Source organism: Klebsiella terrigena, assembly GCF_012029655.1.
GTDB classification, from domain to species: domain Bacteria; phylum Pseudomonadota; class Gammaproteobacteria; order Enterobacterales; family Enterobacteriaceae; genus Klebsiella; species Klebsiella terrigena.
Genome location: NZ_CP050508.1, coordinates 1,782,325 through 1,801,039, shown reverse-complemented (window position 1 = coordinate 1,801,039; position 18,715 = coordinate 1,782,325). Strand labels below are relative to the sequence as shown.

Genomic DNA, 18,715 nt, shown 5'->3' with positions numbered 1-18,715 from the left:
GAGTTAACTGTTCAGTTTTTGTACCCAAAGTTTGCAACTCTGCTCAATTAGCTGATATACAAACTCGAATGCTTCTTTGCTTTGTCTGTAAGGATCGGGAATTTCTTTTTGATCAATCCAATGACCTAAAAGCAATGTTTTCCCACGAACCTCTGGTGCAATCCTGTTCAATTGTTCTATATGAGACTTATCCATGACTAATATCAGGTCATACTCTCTCGCCATTTTCGAACTAAATTGCTGCCCTTTATGCCCGCTTAATGACAACCCGTGCTCTTCTGCAATTGCAATGGCTGAGGAATCGGCAGAATGATTGACTAGTGCACCGACACCGGCTGAATCGACCTTCTTTCCAACCAACTGCTTGCGCAGCAGTCGCTCCGCTATTGGAGACCGGCACACATTTCCAGTACATACAACAAGGATAGAGTTGAACATATTATGGCCACGTTTTGATGTAACGGGTGGTTTCAGTTATATCATGGACACCAGTAATTGTCGGTACTAACTGGGTCATTACTCGGTTCCAACGTACGAGTGGGGCTGTTGTGACATAGACAATATCATAAGGTTGTAGCGCAAATTCAGTCCCTAATACCATAGCAGAGGCATCTTGAGCATTGAGCTGGTAGATATTCGCTATCTTGCCTTGTTTATCCCCTTTTAATTGGCGGATAACAAATACACCTGTTGCATCACTCATTGCCTGAGATATCCCTTCCGCATTCCCTATAGCTTCAGCAAGAGTCATACCACTACGGTCCATTTTCATAGTGCTCTGTTTACCAACCTCACCCATCACAAATATCTTCAGATCATCATTGCGTGGTACAAACAAAATATCACCTGGATATAGCAAATGGTTTTGGGTTAAATCCCCTTTTTGCATCAATGCATATAATGAAATTTTTGTGTCTTTACCATTATGAGTGAGAACAACATTGCGCCAGTCAGCATCAGGCGCAAGACCACCTGCGCTATTAACTGCATCCATAACTGTCAAAGGTATATTTGTAATTGCCTGCTGGCCAGATTTTGTTACTTCACCTGTCACATAAACTTTTTGCGAACGAAATGCAGCAATACTGACATCAACCTGAGGACTTTCAATGTACGTAGTCAAGCGACTAGCAATTATTTGCCTTACTTCAGCCAAAGTTTTACCTACAACCTGGACTTTGCCTATATAAGGATAGAAGATTGTCCCATCAGAATTAACCCAGTTGCCGGTATCGCTTGCGCTGCGATACTGTCCTGCGGGCGTAGTCAACTCTGGGTGATCCCAAACGGTTACCATCAGTACATCGCCGACGCCAATTCGATACTCATAGCTTCTCAGCAGGTTATCTAACTGTGGGTTGGAACGCGCCATTACCGTTTCTGGCCGTAGTTGGTCGATTAGGCCCGGCGTCATAGGATAAACGTTAACTAACTTATCCAGATCGTAATCGCTATCCGGTAGTTCAACCACATTTTTGCGCAGGCTATTTAATCCCTGGCCAGGAAGGATAGTACAACCCGCTAAAAACCCAATTGCCAATGCTAATGCCGAAAATCTAACAATTTTTTTCTTCATAATGTCACATCATCAGTAAACCAAAATTTGTTAATACCTGAACCGCTTTCAATTCGTCAGTTTATTTCATACCGACTTTAGGAAGAAAACATCTCTTTCCCTTTAAAATTCGCAGCATTCAGCCTATAAACTAAACGGGATTTCGATCCCTGCACTTGCACCTACATCATCGCTGTCACTATGTTCAGCGTCGGTATACCAGAGTGAAGTATTCAGGCGCACCGTCTTATATACATCCCCACTCCATCCTAACTGTACACCTTTCAATGTATCTGAGTGTGGAAACGCCTTATTAATCGATTGATTCTCGGGATTAACCTTCGCGAAGACTAAGCGCGTACTCCAGCGCTGGTTATCTTCTGTAACCAGTTCTACTTTTCCGGCAAACAACTGTCCATCACCGCCCATTGCATCACCCAGCGGATAGCCCTGCTGATAGTAGCCGTCTCTATAAATATGGTGGGTATAAACATAATTTGTACGGCTCATATTAGAGCGGGTATCGTGCGCTTCTACGTACCAGTTAACAGCATCTTTACCCCAACCATGATGCCCTTCAACACCACCGAGGAAGGTGTTTGCTGAAGGTAAAAAGCCAGCCTCATCTTCACCGATCATCTGTCCGTAGAAACTTACCGGCCAGCCTAACGTTGGTTCAAGCTTGAATTTGAAATCAAACCCAGCCAATTGATTCCCGGGCTCATTCGCCGTACCGGTATTATCCTGCCCGGTGAAGCCATCCCAGAAGCTGCTGAAAGACTGCGGCCGCCCTTCCCCACCCCACTGCATAATGCGTGACGCACCCAGTTCAAGCGACTGGAACGGAGTAAAGGTCAATCGGCCGCCGATAATCTTGGTATGTGGCACTGCGGTATATTGATTCATCTGGCTGGCGGAGATCTGATACTGCCACGGGCCTATCCAGCGCAGCCACCAGGTTTCTGGTGCGGCCTGCTCGGCACGCTGCATTAAAAAGCCGGTCATCGGCCTGGCGGCGTCGCCGCGGATCAGGCTGCCTTCATAACCAGGGCCCCACCACTGCGGGACCTGGCCAAACGACAGCCACTGGTTCCAGAACTTCACGGCGCCATAGGCGCCATTCGCATTAAAGCGAGAGCCGTTGCTGATCCTCTCTCCGCCTTCAACATTTCCCTGGAGATGAACGTCCCACCATTCACCGCTATTATTGAAGGCCAACGAAAGCGAGTTATCCGCTGGCTGGCTTTGACCAAAGCCCTGCGGCGTTCCGGGCTGGTCGGTCGAGGTATAGCCGCTGACGCGAAAATCAGCCTTCAGGGAAGAGAGGCGTTGGTTAATGCGCGCCAGGACAACCTGCTCTGACGAATAGGAGGGCTTGGCCTTCTTCAATGCGCGGGTAATCTCTTCCTGGCTCAGTGGCCACGTTGAAAGGCTGAGCTGGATAACGCCCCGGTCGGATAGCCACGACAGGTCGTTACGCAGCTCGTTATCATTCGTCACCAGACCAGCGGCATAAACCGGCGAGCTCACCGAGGTAAGCAGCCCGAGAGCAAGTGCGATACGCGCAATTTTCATCATTATACAAGATCCATTTTTTAGCCCCACCTGCAAACAGACACGGTTGCGGGGAATGTAGGTATTGAGAGCGTACTCTGACGCCAGCCTTCAGTATGTTTGTGCCACATCTATACTGCAGCAACGATCACCGGGGAGCGGTAGAGTAAATCATCGGTGAAACGTTGCCGCCTCAGCGGTTGATAATCGTTCATATCGCATATAATGCAAGCAAAAAACACGCGTAGCGTTATCAAGAACTATTCTTTGCTGTGTATAGCCGTGACTGGCGTGTTGCTGCAGATCGCACCGGCTATTCTCTGAAAGCGACTCAGTATATACGGGTCGTCAGGTTATTCACCTGCCGAGGCAGGTTTTAGGAATTTCGAACGCCTGAAGAAGGCCTTGCTGAAAGGATTCGAGTACTTTCGGAAACGCTACCGCCCTTGGCTTAACAGCTACCAATGCACTGTACTTCCTTTTTTAAGCCAAATGACCGACTTCATGTCCGTCGAATAATTACTCACACACTATAATTTTAGCGGCATCAAGTTTACGAGATTCTGCCGTCAAATGGGAGAGCAAATGAAAATTATTCACTCATTAAAACCCATCTGCCTTGATGCTAAATCTAAACACACGCTTAGCATTAAACTTATTCAGCAGCATCCTAAAATTTAGTCTCCTAACATTCGCCACAGACGAAAAAACAACGTAAACCGTTGTTTTAAAACGCTTTACCTAACTATTAGTGCGAATGAATTCATTCACTATCCGCTCCGGTCAACTACAAAATCTAATAGATCTAGTTTGGTGATTATACTTGACAAACTTAATTTAAAATCAGACGTTAATCTTATCGCTCTATTTAGGAATCATCTCACAAGCACCATAAAAAACATGGATATCGCTCAGGATGTAGTAACAGTTATTTATTTCACGAATATGAATCAGCTTAAGCCCGCTTAATCAATCTGCAGCTATCCTGACGCTAGCTCTGTGTCCGGGATATTTAGCGATGCCCGTAAGCTCAACGCGTGTCTTTGGTGCGATCAATAAAAGTACTTATGCAGATCCGCGCGGGTAAAGGGCTTTTCCAGCGGGCCAATCTTCACCGCAATCTCACCCAGTAAGGACTGGGTTGGCGCCTTTACGCCAGTGTTAAGCAGCAGGACGGGGATCATCATTACGCTGAACACCCCGCTCCAAGAAAGCTGTACATTCCCCGCCCGCGATGTCCGCGATTGCAGCAGGAGGAACAATGCGCTGCCGCTCGCACCAAGCAGCAGGCCTGCGACCACTTCCGAGGTGGAGTGGGCGTGAATCATTAATCTGGAGTAACCCACCAGCGCCGCAAGGGCATAGCCCATTACGACGGCGGCGCGACGCACTCCTGTCGTGGCGCGAGAGAAAAGGAGCCATAAAAAAATCGGCCAAAATGCGGCTGACAGAGCGGTATGTCCGCTAAAACCGGTAAAGTCGAGTTCCCGAATTCCGATGCCCCAGCCCATAAAGGCCAGTTTAGATGCGCTAACGATTGCGCCAGTGATACCGAACAAGAGTGCCCAGTGACAGGCCACCTGCCGGGATGGTGCCCGCAGGAACAACACAATCAACAGTACCGCCGCGCTAGGTAACAGCACGGTGCTATCGCCAAAAAAGGAGACAAATTGCCAGCTCATTTACTTTTCATCCTTTGACGATATCTCCTGTTCATAGCGTTTTCCACGATGTTTATGTGGGCATGCATACCCATAAACTTCACATTTTTATGCATGCATAACCGTTGTTTAATGCGTAAGTATGATCTCAGTCAAGTTTTATTTTTTTATGTTCGCCGGGACTACGCATCTGTTTTAAGAATAATCTTACTAAGTAGTTCTTCATTAAGATTAAATTCTGCTCGTCTGACCATTACGCAGTTTTGCCGTTATCCGCTCGCAACCTGTTCCACAGGGCTTATTTCGCATAAATTCAGTGAAATGCTTATCAAAAACCGCTAACCCATTGATTGTATATACTTTTTAGATAAATATTTCTTTCAGGTTAAAGACTATCTAACCGGCTACAGGAGCATCGAGGGATTTACCTTCTTAATTTTGCTTCCGTAGCCTGCTATTTTTACGCTGTCGCCTTCACGCTGTTAGGCCAGCAGCTTCTTAATGCTCTCGCGGAATTTGTTGCCTTCTTTATGGTTACGCAGTCCGTAATTAACGAATGCCTGCATATAGCCCATCTTCTTACCGCAATCGTAGCTCTCGCCGGTCATCAGCATAGCGTCGACGGACTGCTTTTTCGCCAGCTCTGCGATGGCATCCGTTAACTGAATACGGCCCCATGCGCCCGGCTCAGCGCGCTCCAGTTCACTCCACACATCGGCGGAAAGAACGTAACGGCCTACGGCCATCAGGTCGGAGTCGAGGGTCTGCGGCTCATCCGGCTTCTCGATAAACTCGACAATGCGGCCAATTTGCCCTTCTGTCTCCAGCGGCTCACGAGTCTGAATAACCGAATACTCGGCCAGATCGCCGGGCATTCTCTTCGCCAGAACCTGGCTGCGACCCGTTTCATTAAAGCGGGCAACCATCGCCGCAAGGTTATAGCGCAGCGGATCGGCGCTGGCATCGTCTAATACGATATCCGGCAGCACGACAACAAACGGGTTATCGCCAACAATCGGGCGGGCACAAAGGATAGAGTGGCCTAAACCAAGCTGCTGTCCCTGACGTACGTTCATTATGGTGACGCCCGGCGGACAAATAGCCTGCACTTCAGCCAGCAGCTGGCGCTTCACGCGCTGTTCAAGCAGCGCTTCCAGCTCGTAGGAGGTATCAAAATGGTTTTCAACTGCATTCTTGGATGAATGGGTAACCAGCACAATTTCCTTGATGCCGGCGGCAACAATTTCGTCAACGATGTACTGAACCATAGGTTTATCGACGATCGGCAGCATCTCTTTGGGGATCGCCTTAGTTGCCGGTAACATATGCATACCTAACCCTGCTACCGGAATAACCGCTTTCAAACTCGCCATTCTCATATCCATCCGTAAGTTATAGATCTTTCTATGCCTGTCAGACCGCATGTATCAACGGCATTTATTGCTGATAATACAGGTTTGCGACCGGCCCGACTTCCCGTCAAATTCTGAATTTACGCGTTTAACCAGAGAATACACTTAAAGTACGATGGCCGACAGGCCGATTTAAGAAAATTCTTATGCCATTTATTTCGTTGGATCGCAAGGCGCGCTCATCGTGATGCACCCTACTTATCCTTTAATCGCCACTCATAAGATTAAGCTATGCATCAGTAAACGCAAAATAACACCAACCACTTGATATTACTTAATATTTTATAGTTCAGGTGCGCAGAAACCGCTCGCTGAATAGCGCTCAGCGCTGCGTTAAAATGAGCGTGAAGTTGAGATATTTTGAAATACCCACCCTATACCTGACCAGACAATACGCCTCTAATCACCATATAAATCTACTCATATCATCATATATAAACGGATATATCACAATCTACGCAAATAGGTAGTAGGAAAAACTATTCACCACCCTGATGTAGCAAAATAGCTGCCTGCACCTCGTACCGCGACACCAGCAATCGCGCTGATGATAGCCGGCAATGAGCCGCGATATAACGCCGCTGGCGCTCAGAGCCACAATAAGCCCTCTCCCGGCGGCAACCCTGATTTCAATCGCTTATAAATCGATTAATTCGCATAAATATAAGTCATAACGTTTATATTTCACCCGCTGGAATATTCATCACGATTACTTTTATTTGTCTCCGACCTCAGCGGCGGCGGGGTCTGAAGGACCGTATACGACATAATTCGAGTTGCAATTTAGCAGTCGCTTATCCATGATCGACGTATGGCACGCTTATGTTGTAAAGGTTTTAACGAATGATGGAATGGATTGCCGACCCCTCAATCTGGGCCGGTCTGGTAACGCTTGTCGTTATTGAACTGGTGCTCGGGATTGATAACCTGGTGTTTATCGCGATTCTTGCCGAAAAACTTCCCCCCGCTCAGCGCGACCGCGCCCGCGTCATTGGCCTGCTGTTGGCCATGCTGATGCGCCTGCTGCTGCTGGCATCGATATCCTGGCTAGTCACCCTGACGAAGCCGCTGCTGACCTATCATGACCTGAGCTTCAGCGCGCGCGACCTGATCATGCTGTTTGGCGGGCTATTTTTACTGTTTAAAGCCACGGTTGAGCTTAACGAACGCCTCGAAGGCAAGGACAGCGATAATCCCGTTCAACGCAAAGGCGCGCGGTTCTGGGGCGTGGTAACGCAGATTGTGGTGCTGGACGCCATATTCTCGCTCGACTCGGTGATTACCGCGGTCGGCATGGTCGATCATCTGGCGGTAATGATGGCGGCGGTGGTTATCGCCATAAGCCTGATGCTGCTTGCCAGCAAAGCGTTGACCCGCTTCGTTAACAGCCACCCGACTATCGTTATCCTGTGTCTCAGCTTCCTGTTAATGATCGGCTTTAGCCTCATCGCCGAAGGATTTGGCTTCCCAATCCCGAAAGGTTATCTGTACGCGGCGATCGGCTTCTCGGTGATCATTGAGTCGCTCAACCAGCTGGCACTGTTCAATCGCCGTCGTTTCCTCTCGGCCAATCTGACGCTGCGCCAGCGCACCACGGAAGCGGTGATGAGCCTGCTGAGCGGGCATAAGGAAAACGCCGAGCTGAATACCGACAGCGCGGCGCTCATTGTCAATCAGCAGGACGGCCCGCTGTTCAACCCCCAGGAGCGGCGGATGATTGAGCGGGTGCTTAACCTCAACCAGCGCACCGTCAGCAGCATTATGACCTCACGCCATGATATCGAGCATATCGATATGAGCGCACCGGAAGCCGAAATCCGCGCGCTACTGGAGAAAAACCAGCATACCCGGCTGGTGGTCACCGGCGGGGAAGATGACGAAGACCTGCTCGGCGTGGTGCACGTTATCGACCTACTGCAGCAGTCCCTGCGCAACGAGCCGCTCAACCTGCGCGTTCTGCTGCGCCAGCCGCTGGTGTTCCCCGAAACGCTGCCGCTGCTTCCCGCCCTCGAGCAGTTTCGTCATGCCCGTACCCACTTTGCCTTCGTGGTCGATGAGTTCGGCTCCGTTGAGGGGCTGGTGACGCTGAGCGACGTGATGGAAACGATTGCCGGCAATCTGCCGAACGAGGCGGAAGAGATTGACGCCCGCCACGATATTACCCGGGCCCCTGACGGCAGTTGGACGGTCAACGGCCATATGCCGCTCGAAGATTTAGTCCAGTACGTTCCCCTGCCGATCGATGATAAGCGCGAATATCACACCATCGCCGGCCTGCTGATGGAATATCTCCAGCATGTGCCTGAAGCAGGGGAAGAGGTTAAGATTGGCGATTATATTCTGCGCACCCTGCAGGTTGAAAGCCACCGGGTGCAGAAGGTACAGATAATCCCACCGCCGGTGCATGACGATGAGCTGAATTACGAAGTATAGGATGATGGCACTCCCCGGTCGCGCTGCGCTTAGCGGGGCTACGAAGCGTATGCGATCGCGTAGCCCGGATAAGGCGCTTGCGCCGCTATCCGGGACAGCCCCTGGTGATAACCGTTAAACCCGCGTTCAGCATATGGCCTGCTTCTGCTTCCCCCGGCCGCACTGCGCTCACCGGGGCTACGAAGCGTATGCGATCGCGTAGCCCGGATAAGGCGCTTGCGCCGCTATCCGGGAAAGCCCCTGGTGATAACCGCTAAACCCGCGTTCAGCATATGGCTCGCGTCCCCCGGTCGCGCTGCGCTTAACGGGGCTACGAAGCGTATGCGATCGCGTAGCCCGGATAAGGCGCTTGCGCCGCTATCCGGGAAGCTATCGGTGATAACCGTTAAACCCGCATTCAGCATCTGGCCTGCTTCTGCTTCCCCCGGCCGCACTGCGTATACCGGCATTTTGCGAGCCATTTGCCAATCCTTTCTACTGTTCATGGCCTACGCGCTTATCCCAATTTATTCTCCCGCTGCAGAGACCACATCTCACATAAGGAGCCTTCTTTGGTCGCCTATCGCCGCAACTACATTCATGGTGCAACCTGGTTTTTTACCGTCAATTTACGCAACAGGAAAAGCGCGCTCCTGACTCAGCAGGTTGCAGCCTTACGTCACGCGATTATGACCGTTAAACGGCAAAAGCCTTTTTATATCGACGCCTGGGTTGTACTTCCGGAGCACCTGCATTGCATCTGGACCTTGCCGGACAACGACTGTGATTTTTCGGGGCGCTGGCGGGACATAAAGGGAGGATTTTCCAGAACATTAAGTCAGAATAACGTCTGGCAGCCTCGTTTCTGGGAACATACGATTCGCAATCAGCAGGATTATCGCCGTCACGTCGATTACATCTACATGAATCCGTTCAAACATGGCTGGGTAAAACAGATACAGGACTGGCCATTTTCAACCTTTCAGCGGGATGTCCGGCGCGGGCTATATCCTGCTAACTGGAGCGGAGAGGTGGATGATTTCACCTGTGGCGAACGTTGACGACCGTCCCCGGTCGCGCTGCGCTTACCGGGGCTACGGGGCGAGTACGATCGCGTAGCCCGGATAAGGCGGTTACGCCGCTATCCGGGAGTCCAGCAGCAGGTCAAAGCGCTCAAAGCTTATCGAGCAGCTTCTTCACGTCTTTGCCATCCTGGCTATTCTTATTGCGTTCAACCCAATCGTTCAGGCGCTGCTTCGCCTCATCCTGCAGCTGCTTACGCAGAATCTGGTCAACCTGCAGGCTGTAGCTCAGCGCCTGCCATTTACCGTAGATTCGCAGCGGAATCGCCGTCTGCTTGAGTCGTTCGATCAGCTTGCCCTCGCCTTTCCAGCCGCCAAGCACGCGGACGTTAAAGCGCATGTCGCACTCTTCTTTCAGCAGATTCAGGCCGCCCTGCCCGGTAAGCGCCATCAGCTCAGACTGCCCCTGCAGGCTCTTCAGCGTGACCTCGCCTTTATCCAGCAGCAGGTCGCTGCTCATGGAGTCGAGGCGGGTGGCGTTATCGTAGTTCTCCTGCGCCTGCACGTTGGTGCTGCGCTCAACCGCCTGCTGTACCAGCTGCTGGAAGTTGAGCCCTTCGGTGCGGGTATCGCTCATTTGCAGATGCGCCTGCCCCTGCCAGCTGCGGCGGAAGTCGTCAGCATCAATACGCTGACCGGAAAAATCGCCGGCCAGCGAGAGCTTACCGGTGAGGTTCAACGAGTAGTTAAAGGCATTAAGGATGGTGGCAATCTCGACGTTATCGAGTTTTGGCTGGAAAGAAGCCTCAGCGGTATCCTTGCGCGCATCCAGCGTGCCTGGCAGAGAGATAAGCCCGCCGTCGAGCTCGCCCTGCAGCTGATTAATCGTCAGCAGCCCCTGCTGGTTAGTGATATCGCTCTTAACCTGGGTAAAGTTCATTCCCCGCCACTGCAGGCGATCGGCGGTCAACGCCATATGCGCGCTGAAGCCGCGCAGGCTATCGTAATCCTGCTGAATGTCGCTATCGGCAATCACCGGACGCATCTGCCGCGGCTGGCTTTGCCCCTGCTGGCTTGCCGCGCTATCGCCGGCGGTCTCGGTGTGCGTCAGCAGGCTGTCGAGGTTGAGCGTACTGGCGTGGAGATTAAGCTTCCAGTCGGCCTGCTCGCCCAGCACCACGCTGGCACTGCCGGAAATCGTGCTGCCGTTAGCCGTCAGATTCAGCTTATCAAAGCCGATCTTTTTCTGATCCTCAAGCCAGCTGGCCTGCAGGCTGCCCTGACCGCTGATGCCGTTAGCCGGCAGCTCGGCGCCGCGCAGCTGCCAGTTAAGCTGGGTAATTTCGGCCTGCAGGGAGTGCGGATAATCGCCGCCCTGCACCTCGGCGGAGAAGGAGAGCGCCAGGTCGCGCTGATCGCGATTGACCCGCCCGGAGAAATCGAGCGTCGCGTGATGATTTTGATCCTGATCCATCTGCAGACGGATATCGCGCACCGTCACCTGCTCGCCGCTTTCGTGCTGGAAGAACAGCACGCTGTCGACAACCTGCAGCTTCCGCACGTCATAGGACCAGCCGCTGTCTTCCGACACCTGCGGCAGCGTGTTGTCGTGCGGAACCACCGGCGCATTCAGATCGCGCACCGCTTCCGTTTTTGGCGTCAGCTGGATAACCGCGCCTTTAAGCATCACCTGCTTAACCTGCAGCTGGTGGGAAATCAGCGGCAGCAGCGCCACGTCGAGGCGCATATTGTCGGCGCGAACCACCGGCTCGGCCGCGCCGGGCGCCGTCAGCGTCATGCGCCCGGACAGGATGCTCAGCTGCGGCCAGACGTGCCAGCGCAGCGGGCCATCGAGTTTGAGCTGATAACCGCTACGCTCCGCCACCTTGTGCACCATATAGGCGCGAAAATCATTGGGATTGACCAGCAATACCAATGCGGTAAGCCCGGCGACAACTACCGCCAGTAAGATCATCAGCGTCGTCAGAATTCGTCTCATGGCACCCTCAGCAAGCCGCTTACGTTATCAATCCTTGTCGATTCGACTCGCCACCGCGCCCTGCTGGTCGCGATATTTGGCGTCTTCACGGCGGTTATAGGGACGGGCCGCCGGGCCGGACAGCGGTTCAAAACTCAGTGCGCCGATCGGCATCCCAGGACGCAGCGCCAGCGGCAGCTTGCCGGAGTTAAAGAACTCGAGCACGATGCAGCCCGACCAGCCCGGATCGATGCGGTGGGCGGTCACGTGAACCATCAGCCCCAGGCGCGCCAGCGACGAACGTCCGTCCAGCCAGCCCACCAGATCCGCAGGCAGGGTCACCGACTCAAAGGTAACCGCCAGCGCCAGCTCGCCCGGATGGAGATAGAACGCTTCGCCTTCCGGCAGCACGATCTCTTCGCTCATCACACGCTCCAGCGCCGCGCTCACTTCCGCCTTCGGTCCGCTCAGGTCGATAAACGGCGCCGTGTGGCCGCGAAAGGTGCGGAACTTATTGCCCAGGCGGACATCGACGGTCGCACCATTAATGCGCTCAACGGGTGGACGCGGGCTGATGGATAGCCGGCCCTCATCCAACCAGGCTTCTATATCTCGGTCGCACAGACGCATGAGCTTTCTCCTTTAAGGCATCGCGCCCTCACACCTTCCGGGGATAAGGGCAATATGGGTTCTCTTTGCACGTTACACAATTCGTTAGTGTTATTCAAAGAACTGGCTGATCTTGGCCTTCAGAATGTCAATCGCAATGCGGTTCTTACCGCCGCGAGGCACGATGATGTCGGCATACTGCTTGGAAGGGTCAATAAACTGCAGGAACATCGGACGGACGGTTTTCTGATACTGTGCCATCACCGAATCCATCGAGCGCCCGCGTTCGTTAACGTCGCGCTTAATACGGCGCATCAGGCAGATATCCAGCGGCGTATCGACGAAAATGGAAAAGTTTAATTCATTGCGTAAACGCACGTCGGTCAGGAGTAAAATCCCCTCAAGGATAATCACTTTCTTCGGCTCAATATGAATTGTTTCCGGCATCCGCGTGTGCTCAACGTAGCTGTAAACCGGTAATTCAATCGGCTGGCCGCTTTTCAGCATCTGCAGGTGCTGAAACAGCAGGCTATGGTCCATAGAGCTGGGATGGTCATAGTTGGTTTTAACCCGCTCTTCCATCGACAAATGACCTTGATCTTTGTAATAGCTGTCTTCCGGAATAACGCCGATATGCTCGTCGCCAACCTGCTCGCGTAATTCGCGATAGAGCGTGCTGGCAATAAGACTTTTTCCCGAAGCCGATGCGCCGGCAATACCTATAATGACGCACTGATGAGACGTATCAGTCATAACTTTTTGCGACCTGATTAACCTGGATATATATACACATCATCCTGCAAACTGCCTCGGCGTTAGCTGCGTCGTGCACTTCGGTCGCTGGCTTTAGCCCGCTTCCGGGGGTTCACTTCCCCGCCGCCTTGACGCATCTCGAATGATTTTATGTACAGGAAGGGTGACGTTTTAGCGTCAAACGCGGCAATTATAGGGGCTTCAGCGCGGCGATACCAGCGCTAAGCGCCCCGTTAGGCTATTCCGCGACCGGGCTCCACCCTTCGGTGTACCAGATGTGCAACAGCGCATAGGATCGCCACGGCTGCCAGCGGCTGGCATAGCGAGCAATACGCGCCGGGGTCAGGGTGGGGAAGCGCTGCTTAATCAGATAATCATCGGCGAGGAAAATATCCTTCGCCTGCCAGCCGCGCAGGGCGAAATAGCTCGCGGTCCAGCGGCCAATGCCCGGCAGAGTTTGCAGCTGCTTCATCCCCGCCGCAATATCGTTCGGCGCCGTCAGCGGAAGCTCGCCGCTGATGGCCGCCTGCGCCAGATAAACCAGCGCTTCGGCGCGCCGCAGCGGCATGCCCAGCGCCTTCAGCGCCAGCGGGTCGGCCAGCGCCAGTTTCTGCGGCGACGGAAAAAGAAAATATCCCGGCGCCAGCGCCAGCGGCTCGCCGAAAGCCGCTACCACCTTCGCCGTCAGCCTGGCCGCCATCGCTACGCTAACCAGCTGCCCGAGCACCGCCCGCACCGCCTGCTCGAAGGGATCGAGACAGCCGGGCAGGCGCAGACCCGGCCGTGGCCGTGCCAGCGGACCCAGCGCGAGCATGATCTCCTGCGGGTCGCAGGCGAGGTCAAACATACGCGCCACGCGGAGCAGGCACTCATCCGCAACCGGCAGCAGTCCCTCGGAGAGCGTCACCCGCAGCCCCTGCGCGGCATCGTCCGGGGCGATCGTTATCAACCCGCCGTGCCCCGCCAGGGAGAAGCTGCGGGTATAGCGCCCTTCGCTAAAGGTTTCGATTCCCTGAACCGCGCGGGCGCCGAGAAAACCGAGTATCCACTCCCCGTCGTAGGGCGGGTGCCAGGGTAATAGCGTCATAGTTTCTCCTGATGAATTGCCTCAATGATAGCCGCTGTGCGGATGGCGCACCTTGCTTTTAAATTCCAGTTGTCGCCGTGGCGGCAATCCGCTAAAGTCGCCCCCCTTCTTCACTGGCATGGGGATTTTCAGGTCATGTTTATTGGTTTTGACTACGGAACCGCCAACTGTTCGGTTGCCGTAATGCGCGATAATACGCCGCAGCTGTTAACGCTGGAAAACGGCAGCAAGCTGCTGCCTTCAATGCTCTCTGCGCCGACCCGCGAAGCGGTCAGCGAGTGGCTCTACCGGCATCATAGCGTCCCGACCAACGGTGATGAAAATCAGGCGCTGCTGCGCCGCGCGATGAACTTTAACCGCGAGGAAGATATCGAGGTTCTCGATAGCAGCGTGCAGTTTGGTCTCGCCTCCCTGCACCAGTACGTCGATGACCCGGAGGAAGTGTACTTCGTCAAATCGCCGAAATCCTTCCTCGGCGCCAGCGGCCTGAAGCCGCAGCAGGTCGCGCTGTTTGAAGATCTGGTCTGCGCCATGATGGTCCATATTAAGCAACAGGCGCAAACCCAGCTGTCGGAGACCATCGACCAGGCGGTCATTGGTCGCCCCATTAACTTCCAGGGTCTCGGCGGCAATGAGGCTAACGCCCAGGCGCAGGGGATCCTCGAACGCGCGGCGCAGCGTGCCGGGTTCCGCGACGTGGTATTTCAGTTTGAGCCGGTTGCCGCGGGGCTCGATTTCGAAGCCACCCTCGGCGCGGAAAAGCGCGTGCTGGTTGTCGATATCGGCGGCGGTACGACCGACTGTTCGCTGCTGCTGATGGGCCCGGAATGGCGTCAGAAGGCCGATCGCCAGCAAAGCCTGCTGGGGCACAGCGGCTGTCGCGTCGGCGGAAACGATCTTGATATCGCCCTCGCCTTTAAATGCCTGATGCCGCTGCTCGGCATGGGCGGCGAAACCGAAAAAGGGATTGCCCTGCCGGTTCTGCCGTGGTGGAACGCGGTGGCGATTAACGACGTCCCGGCGCAGACCGATTTCTACAGCAGCGCCAACGGCAGACTGCTCAACGATTTAGTCCGTGACGCCCGCGACGGCGAGAAGGTTGCGCTGCTGACCAAGGTGTGGCGCCAGCGCCTCGGCTATCGCCTGGTACGCGGTGCCGAGGAGAGCAAAATTGCCCTCTCCGCGCAGGATAGCGTCACCGCCGGGCTGCCGTTTATCAGCGCCGACCTGGCGACGGCCATCAGCCAGCAGGGGCTGGAAGCCGCGCTGAATCAGCCGCTGGCGCGGATCATGGAGCAGGTTCAGCTCGCGCTGGACAGCAGCAGCGAAACGCCGGATGTGATCTATCTGACCGGCGGTAGCGCCCGCTCCCCGCTGATTAAGAAAGCGCTGGCGGCCCATCTGCCGGGTATTCCCGTTGCCGGTGGCGATGACTTTGGTTCGGTCACCGCCGGTCTGGCCCGCTGGGCGCAGGTGGTCTTTAGCTAACCCCGCTACGGGCGGCCGCACCTTCGGCCGCCCCGTCGTCCGTCAATGTTGCGGGCGATAAACTCTCCTGTCGCCCGTATCGGCCAACTCGTCGGCAAATAAAACGATATTCTCAGCCCGCTCCGGACGCCTGATATCACAAAATGCTCTCTCCCATCCTCTGTCATTCGTGATATACCCTAAGCCCGCGGCGCTGCTGCAAGGCTTTGGCCCGTTATGACCAACAGAAACGGCGAACTGAAATAAAGCTGGAATATTCTCTGTCGGGTCAGCAAAATGCTTTCGCGTCTGAACCTCTGCATTTTCCCCGGGATCCCGGCGGATTTACGCTGCCGGTTATTCACTGTCGCGCTATTTAAAATACCGTTAATAATGCCGCAAGGGGGCGTGATTGAATCGCGTGTGCGCTATTTTTGCTACGGCTAAGCCGGCAGCCTGGTTCAGGTGCCTTTTTTTAGTCTGCTGCGGCATTTTGAGCTATTTCCAGACCCTGGCGCCGGCTCATGCTGAGACCTACCAGCTGGGAATTGATATTCCGGTCTTCTGGTTTGCCGACGCCGATGGCCGAATGACGGTGGATACCTTCGCTTCGCTGCCGGAGAGTGACCTGCAGCCGCTGCACAAAATCCCCTCCTTTGGCTACTCGCGCAAGGCCTGGTGGCTTAAGGCCACCCTGCCGGCCTCTTACTTCGCCGGCGAGCCGCGCTGGCTGCAGGTTGGCCCCTCTTTTGTCGACAACCTGACGGTATTCTATCGTCCGGCCGGCAGCGCTGCGCCCTGGATCCGCAAGACCTTCGGCGACCACGCCCCGGCCAGGGAGAGCGATATCGACTATCGCGAAAGCGTACTGATTTTTCAGCCGCCCCCGGGCCCTGCGGGCTACGAGGTGGTGTTCCATCTTCAGAGCACCAGCACCCTGATCCTGCTGGCGACTCTCTCCTCCCCCGAGGAGTTTGTACAGTCGGCCACCATCGATACCGCCTTCTGGAGCTTCTATTTCGGCCTCGCCATTATTGCCAGCGGCATTGCCCTGTGGCTGGCCATCGCGCTGCGCCGTCGCCTGCTGTGGGGGATCTGCCTCTTCTCCCTCAACTACCCGCTGGTTGCGGCGCTGCACGGCTATCCGGAGTGGCTATTCGGCCAGGCGGTGCTGCCCGTTCAGGACTACATGATAAGCTGCCTGTCGCTGCTCAGCTACGCCACCGCCCTGTGGCTGCACGCCGAAGTGTTCGACCTGAAGAAGAACATGCCCAGGCTTTATCGCCTGCTGCTGCTGGCGGTGGGGCTGAACGTCTTACTCCAGCTGAGCATTCCGCTGGGCTTTTACGGCCTGGCGATGCAGATTGAGGCGGGGATATTCTTTATTGCCTCCCCGGTGCTGCTGACCACCTCCTGGATGCTGTGGAGGCGCAAAGCGATCGACTTAAATACGCTGCTCCTTGGCCTGCTGCCGCCGGTCTACGTCGCCTCGGCGGCGCTGGTATTGCTCTCGATACACGGCATCATTCCCTATCATCAAGCGATCTACTCCGCCTGGCAGTACGCGCTGATCGTCCATATCATCACCGTGCTGATCATCGCCGTGCTGCGGGTACGCGCGGAAAACCGCCGGCTGCTGCAGAAACAGCAGCTGGCGCGTGAGCTGCGCATCGAGCGCGAGGCCAGCTTTAACCAGCGCCAGTTTATGGGGATGGTCGCGCATGAGTTCAGAACGCCGCTGGCGATTATCCAGGCCGCGCTGGAAAACCTGCGCCTGTGCGCCGCAACCCTGGAGCAGGAGCCCCGGCTGGATCGCATGCAGCGGGCGACCACCCGCCTCGTGCAGCTCACCGATAACTGCCTGGCCGATGCCCGGCTCTCCTCTGAGGCGTTTTCCGTCGATAAACAGGACGCGGCGCTGCTGCCGGTGATCAAAATGGCGGCGACGGTGGTGGACCTCTCGCTGAAGCACAACCTCAGGATCAGGCTCGAGGGCCAGCTCGTGACGCCCGATGCCCCCTCGCCGACGCTGTTTATTGATAGCGGGCTGCTGTGCGTTGCGCTGGCCAACCTGTTCGACAATTCGGTGAAGTATGCGCCCTGCGGCGAAATCAGCATCGATATCGCGCAAAAGGAGCGGCACGTCGAGATAAGGATCCGCGACATGGGCCCGGGCATTGCCGGCGAAGCGATCGAGCTGATTTTCGAGCGCTACCGACGCGGCGAAACCCACGGTGCGTCTCCGGCCGGTACCGGCCTCGGGCTGTACGTTGCCAGGCAAATAGTCCAGGCCCACGGCGGCGATTTATGGCTGGCGGCGAACACGCCGACCGGCTGCGAATTTGCGTTAACGCTTCCCCTGACAGAACAGCAGAAGGCCAGGTTATGACATTACGCGTGGCTATCATTGAAGATAGCGCTGATTTACTCGACGAACTGCAGGCTTTTCTCCGCCACCGCGGGTTTGCGGCCTGGGGCGTACGCAGCGCCGAGGCGTTCTGGCGGCAGCTGCACGCCGATCCGGTTGATATTGTATTAATCGATATCGGGCTACCGGGCGAAGATGGCTTCAGCGTGCTGGAGTATCTGCACCAGCTCGGCCAGTTTGGTCTGATCGTGATTACCGCCCGAGGCCACCAGCAGGACAAGCTGCAGGCGTTAAGCCTCGGCGCAGACTTCTACCTGATTAAACCGGTTAACTTTTCCGACCTTGCGGACACTATCCATGCGCTGGGCGCGCGGCTGAAGGAGCAACAGGCGGTGACGCCCGCGCCGCCGGCGCGAGTGGCCGACCCGGCGGTCTCCTCCCCGTGGACGCTGCAGGCCGAGCGGCTGGTGGCACCGTCGGGGCTGATCCTTCCGCTGACGCAGCAGGAGTACCGGCTGATGGAGATCCTGATGCGCAACCGCAATGAAGTGTGCAGCAAGGTCGATCTGCATGCCTGGCTCTTCACCGACGAAGGGGAACCCGAGCTGCACCGCATCGACGTGGTCATCAGCCGGCTGCGGCATAAGGCGCGGCTACACGGTATCAGCCTGCCTATCCGCGCCATTTTCGGCAAAGGCCTGGCGTTTCTTTCCTGAGTTCGATGGACAGGTGCGCCCCTTCCCGCGCCGTCGTCATTGCCGGTACGTTATTCATTTTGCTGTCGTTGTTATTTTTTCTCACTTTTTGAGAGAAATGAGAGAAATGAGACTGACGCCC

General features: G+C 55.0%; 14 protein-coding genes. 5 read left to right on the top strand and 9 right to left on the bottom strand.

What is annotated here, in order from left to right; all coding sequences use genetic code 11:
* Positions 1–3 precede the first annotated feature (3 nt).
* The 5 genes from HCK03_RS08455 to galF all read right to left on the bottom strand — a co-directional run bounded on the left by HCK03_RS08455 (position 4) and on the right by galF (position 6,143).
* A complete protein-coding gene (locus HCK03_RS08455; protein WP_134527015.1) occupies positions 4–438 on the bottom strand; it encodes an arsenate reductase/protein-tyrosine-phosphatase family protein in 435 nt (144 codons plus the stop codon).
* A gap of 1 nt (position 439) precedes the next feature.
* Positions 440–1,576: a polysaccharide export protein gene (locus HCK03_RS08450; RefSeq protein ID WP_134527020.1), complete on the bottom strand. Its 1,137-nt coding sequence runs from the start codon at positions 1,574–1,576 to the stop codon at positions 440–442.
* 123 nt (positions 1,577–1,699) lie between these two features.
* Positions 1,700–3,133, bottom strand: a complete 1,434-nt coding sequence (locus HCK03_RS08445; protein ID WP_167691398.1) for a capsule assembly Wzi family protein — start codon at positions 3,131–3,133, stop codon at positions 1,700–1,702.
* A 1,028-nt stretch (positions 3,134–4,161) separates the two neighbouring features.
* Complete coding sequence (locus HCK03_RS08440) at positions 4,162–4,791, bottom strand: phosphatase PAP2 family protein (RefSeq protein WP_167691397.1); 630 nt, start codon at positions 4,789–4,791, stop codon at positions 4,162–4,164.
* A 461-nt stretch (positions 4,792–5,252) separates the two neighbouring features.
* Entirely contained in the window at positions 5,253–6,143 is an 891-nt protein-coding gene (galF, locus tag HCK03_RS08435) for a UTP--glucose-1-phosphate uridylyltransferase GalF (protein WP_041146393.1), read from the bottom strand.
* Positions 6,144–7,028: 885 nt separating this feature from the next.
* On the opposite strand from galF, the gene HCK03_RS08430 reads away from it, so the two are divergent.
* Together HCK03_RS08430 and HCK03_RS08425 are read left to right on the top strand one after the other, a co-directional pair.
* A complete protein-coding gene (locus HCK03_RS08430) occupies positions 7,029–8,615 on the top strand; it encodes a TerC family protein (protein ID WP_041147696.1) in 1,587 nt (528 codons plus the stop codon).
* A 551-nt stretch (positions 8,616–9,166) separates the two neighbouring features.
* Complete coding sequence (locus HCK03_RS08425) at positions 9,167–9,655, top strand: REP-associated tyrosine transposase (RefSeq protein ID WP_167691396.1); 489 nt, start codon at positions 9,167–9,169, stop codon at positions 9,653–9,655.
* A 112-nt stretch (positions 9,656–9,767) separates the two neighbouring features.
* Here the strand turns inward: HCK03_RS08425 and asmA are convergent, their stop codons facing one another.
* The 4 genes from asmA to alkA form a co-directional block, all read right to left on the bottom strand.
* Positions 9,768–11,615 (bottom strand): outer membrane assembly protein AsmA, encoded by a 1,848-nt coding sequence (asmA, locus tag HCK03_RS08420; protein ID WP_135184256.1) that lies wholly within the window; start codon positions 11,613–11,615, stop codon positions 9,768–9,770.
* 27 nt (positions 11,616–11,642) lie between these two features.
* Positions 11,643–12,224 (bottom strand): dCTP deaminase, encoded by a 582-nt coding sequence (gene dcd / locus HCK03_RS08415; RefSeq protein WP_041146396.1) that lies wholly within the window; start codon positions 12,222–12,224, stop codon positions 11,643–11,645.
* Positions 12,225–12,314: 90 nt separating this feature from the next.
* On the bottom strand, positions 12,315–12,956 hold the full coding sequence (gene udk / locus HCK03_RS08410; RefSeq protein ID WP_041146397.1) for a uridine kinase: 642 nt from the start codon (positions 12,954–12,956) through the stop codon (positions 12,315–12,317).
* Between the two features lie 238 nt (positions 12,957–13,194).
* On the bottom strand, positions 13,195–14,043 hold the full coding sequence (alkA, locus tag HCK03_RS08405) for a DNA-3-methyladenine glycosylase 2 (protein ID WP_167691395.1): 849 nt from the start codon (positions 14,041–14,043) through the stop codon (positions 13,195–13,197).
* 135 nt (positions 14,044–14,178) lie between these two features.
* Here alkA and yegD point away from each other — a divergent pair, with 135 nt between their 5' ends.
* The 3 genes from yegD to HCK03_RS08390 all read left to right on the top strand — a co-directional run bounded on the left by yegD (position 14,179) and on the right by HCK03_RS08390 (position 18,594).
* Positions 14,179–15,531 (top strand): molecular chaperone, encoded by a 1,353-nt coding sequence (yegD, locus tag HCK03_RS08400; protein ID WP_041146399.1) that lies wholly within the window; start codon positions 14,179–14,181, stop codon positions 15,529–15,531.
* 472 nt (positions 15,532–16,003) lie between these two features.
* Entirely contained in the window at positions 16,004–17,899 is a 1,896-nt protein-coding gene (locus tag HCK03_RS08395) for a sensor histidine kinase (protein WP_407692380.1), read from the top strand.
* Positions 17,896–18,594: a response regulator transcription factor gene (locus HCK03_RS08390; RefSeq protein WP_041146400.1), complete on the top strand. Its 699-nt coding sequence runs from the start codon at positions 17,896–17,898 to the stop codon at positions 18,592–18,594. The genes HCK03_RS08395 and HCK03_RS08390 overlap by 4 nt, the downstream gene beginning before the upstream one ends.
* Positions 18,595–18,715: the final 121 nt, after the last annotated feature.

What these genes read in the sequence shown, in the direction of transcription:
- HCK03_RS08455 (WP_134527015.1), bottom strand. Translation starts at nt 438, where the DNA reads ATGTTCAACTCTATCCTTGTTGTATGTACTGGAAATGTGTGCCGGTCT.
- HCK03_RS08450 (WP_134527020.1), bottom strand. Translation starts at nt 1,576, where the DNA reads ATGAAGAAAAAAATTGTTAGATTTTCGGCATTAGCATTGGCAATTGGG.
- HCK03_RS08445 (WP_167691398.1), bottom strand. Translation starts at nt 3,133, where the DNA reads ATGATGAAAATTGCGCGTATCGCACTTGCTCTCGGGCTGCTTACCTCG.
- HCK03_RS08440 (WP_167691397.1), bottom strand. Translation starts at nt 4,791, where the DNA reads ATGAGCTGGCAATTTGTCTCCTTTTTTGGCGATAGCACCGTGCTGTTA.
- galF (WP_041146393.1), bottom strand. Translation starts at nt 6,143, where the DNA reads ATGGCGAGTTTGAAAGCGGTTATTCCGGTAGCAGGGTTAGGTATGCAT.
- HCK03_RS08430 (WP_041147696.1), top strand. Translation starts at nt 7,029, where the DNA reads ATGGAATGGATTGCCGACCCCTCAATCTGGGCCGGTCTGGTAACGCTT.
- asmA (WP_135184256.1), bottom strand. Translation starts at nt 11,615, where the DNA reads ATGAGACGAATTCTGACGACGCTGATGATCTTACTGGCGGTAGTTGTC.
- dcd (WP_041146396.1), bottom strand. Translation starts at nt 12,224, where the DNA reads ATGCGTCTGTGCGACCGAGATATAGAAGCCTGGTTGGATGAGGGCCGG.
- udk (WP_041146397.1), bottom strand. Translation starts at nt 12,956, where the DNA reads ATGACTGATACGTCTCATCAGTGCGTCATTATAGGTATTGCCGGCGCA.
- alkA (WP_167691395.1), bottom strand. Translation starts at nt 14,043, where the DNA reads ATGACGCTATTACCCTGGCACCCGCCCTACGACGGGGAGTGGATACTC.
- yegD (WP_041146399.1), top strand. Translation starts at nt 14,179, where the DNA reads ATGTTTATTGGTTTTGACTACGGAACCGCCAACTGTTCGGTTGCCGTA.
- HCK03_RS08390 (WP_041146400.1), top strand. Translation starts at nt 17,896, where the DNA reads ATGACATTACGCGTGGCTATCATTGAAGATAGCGCTGATTTACTCGAC.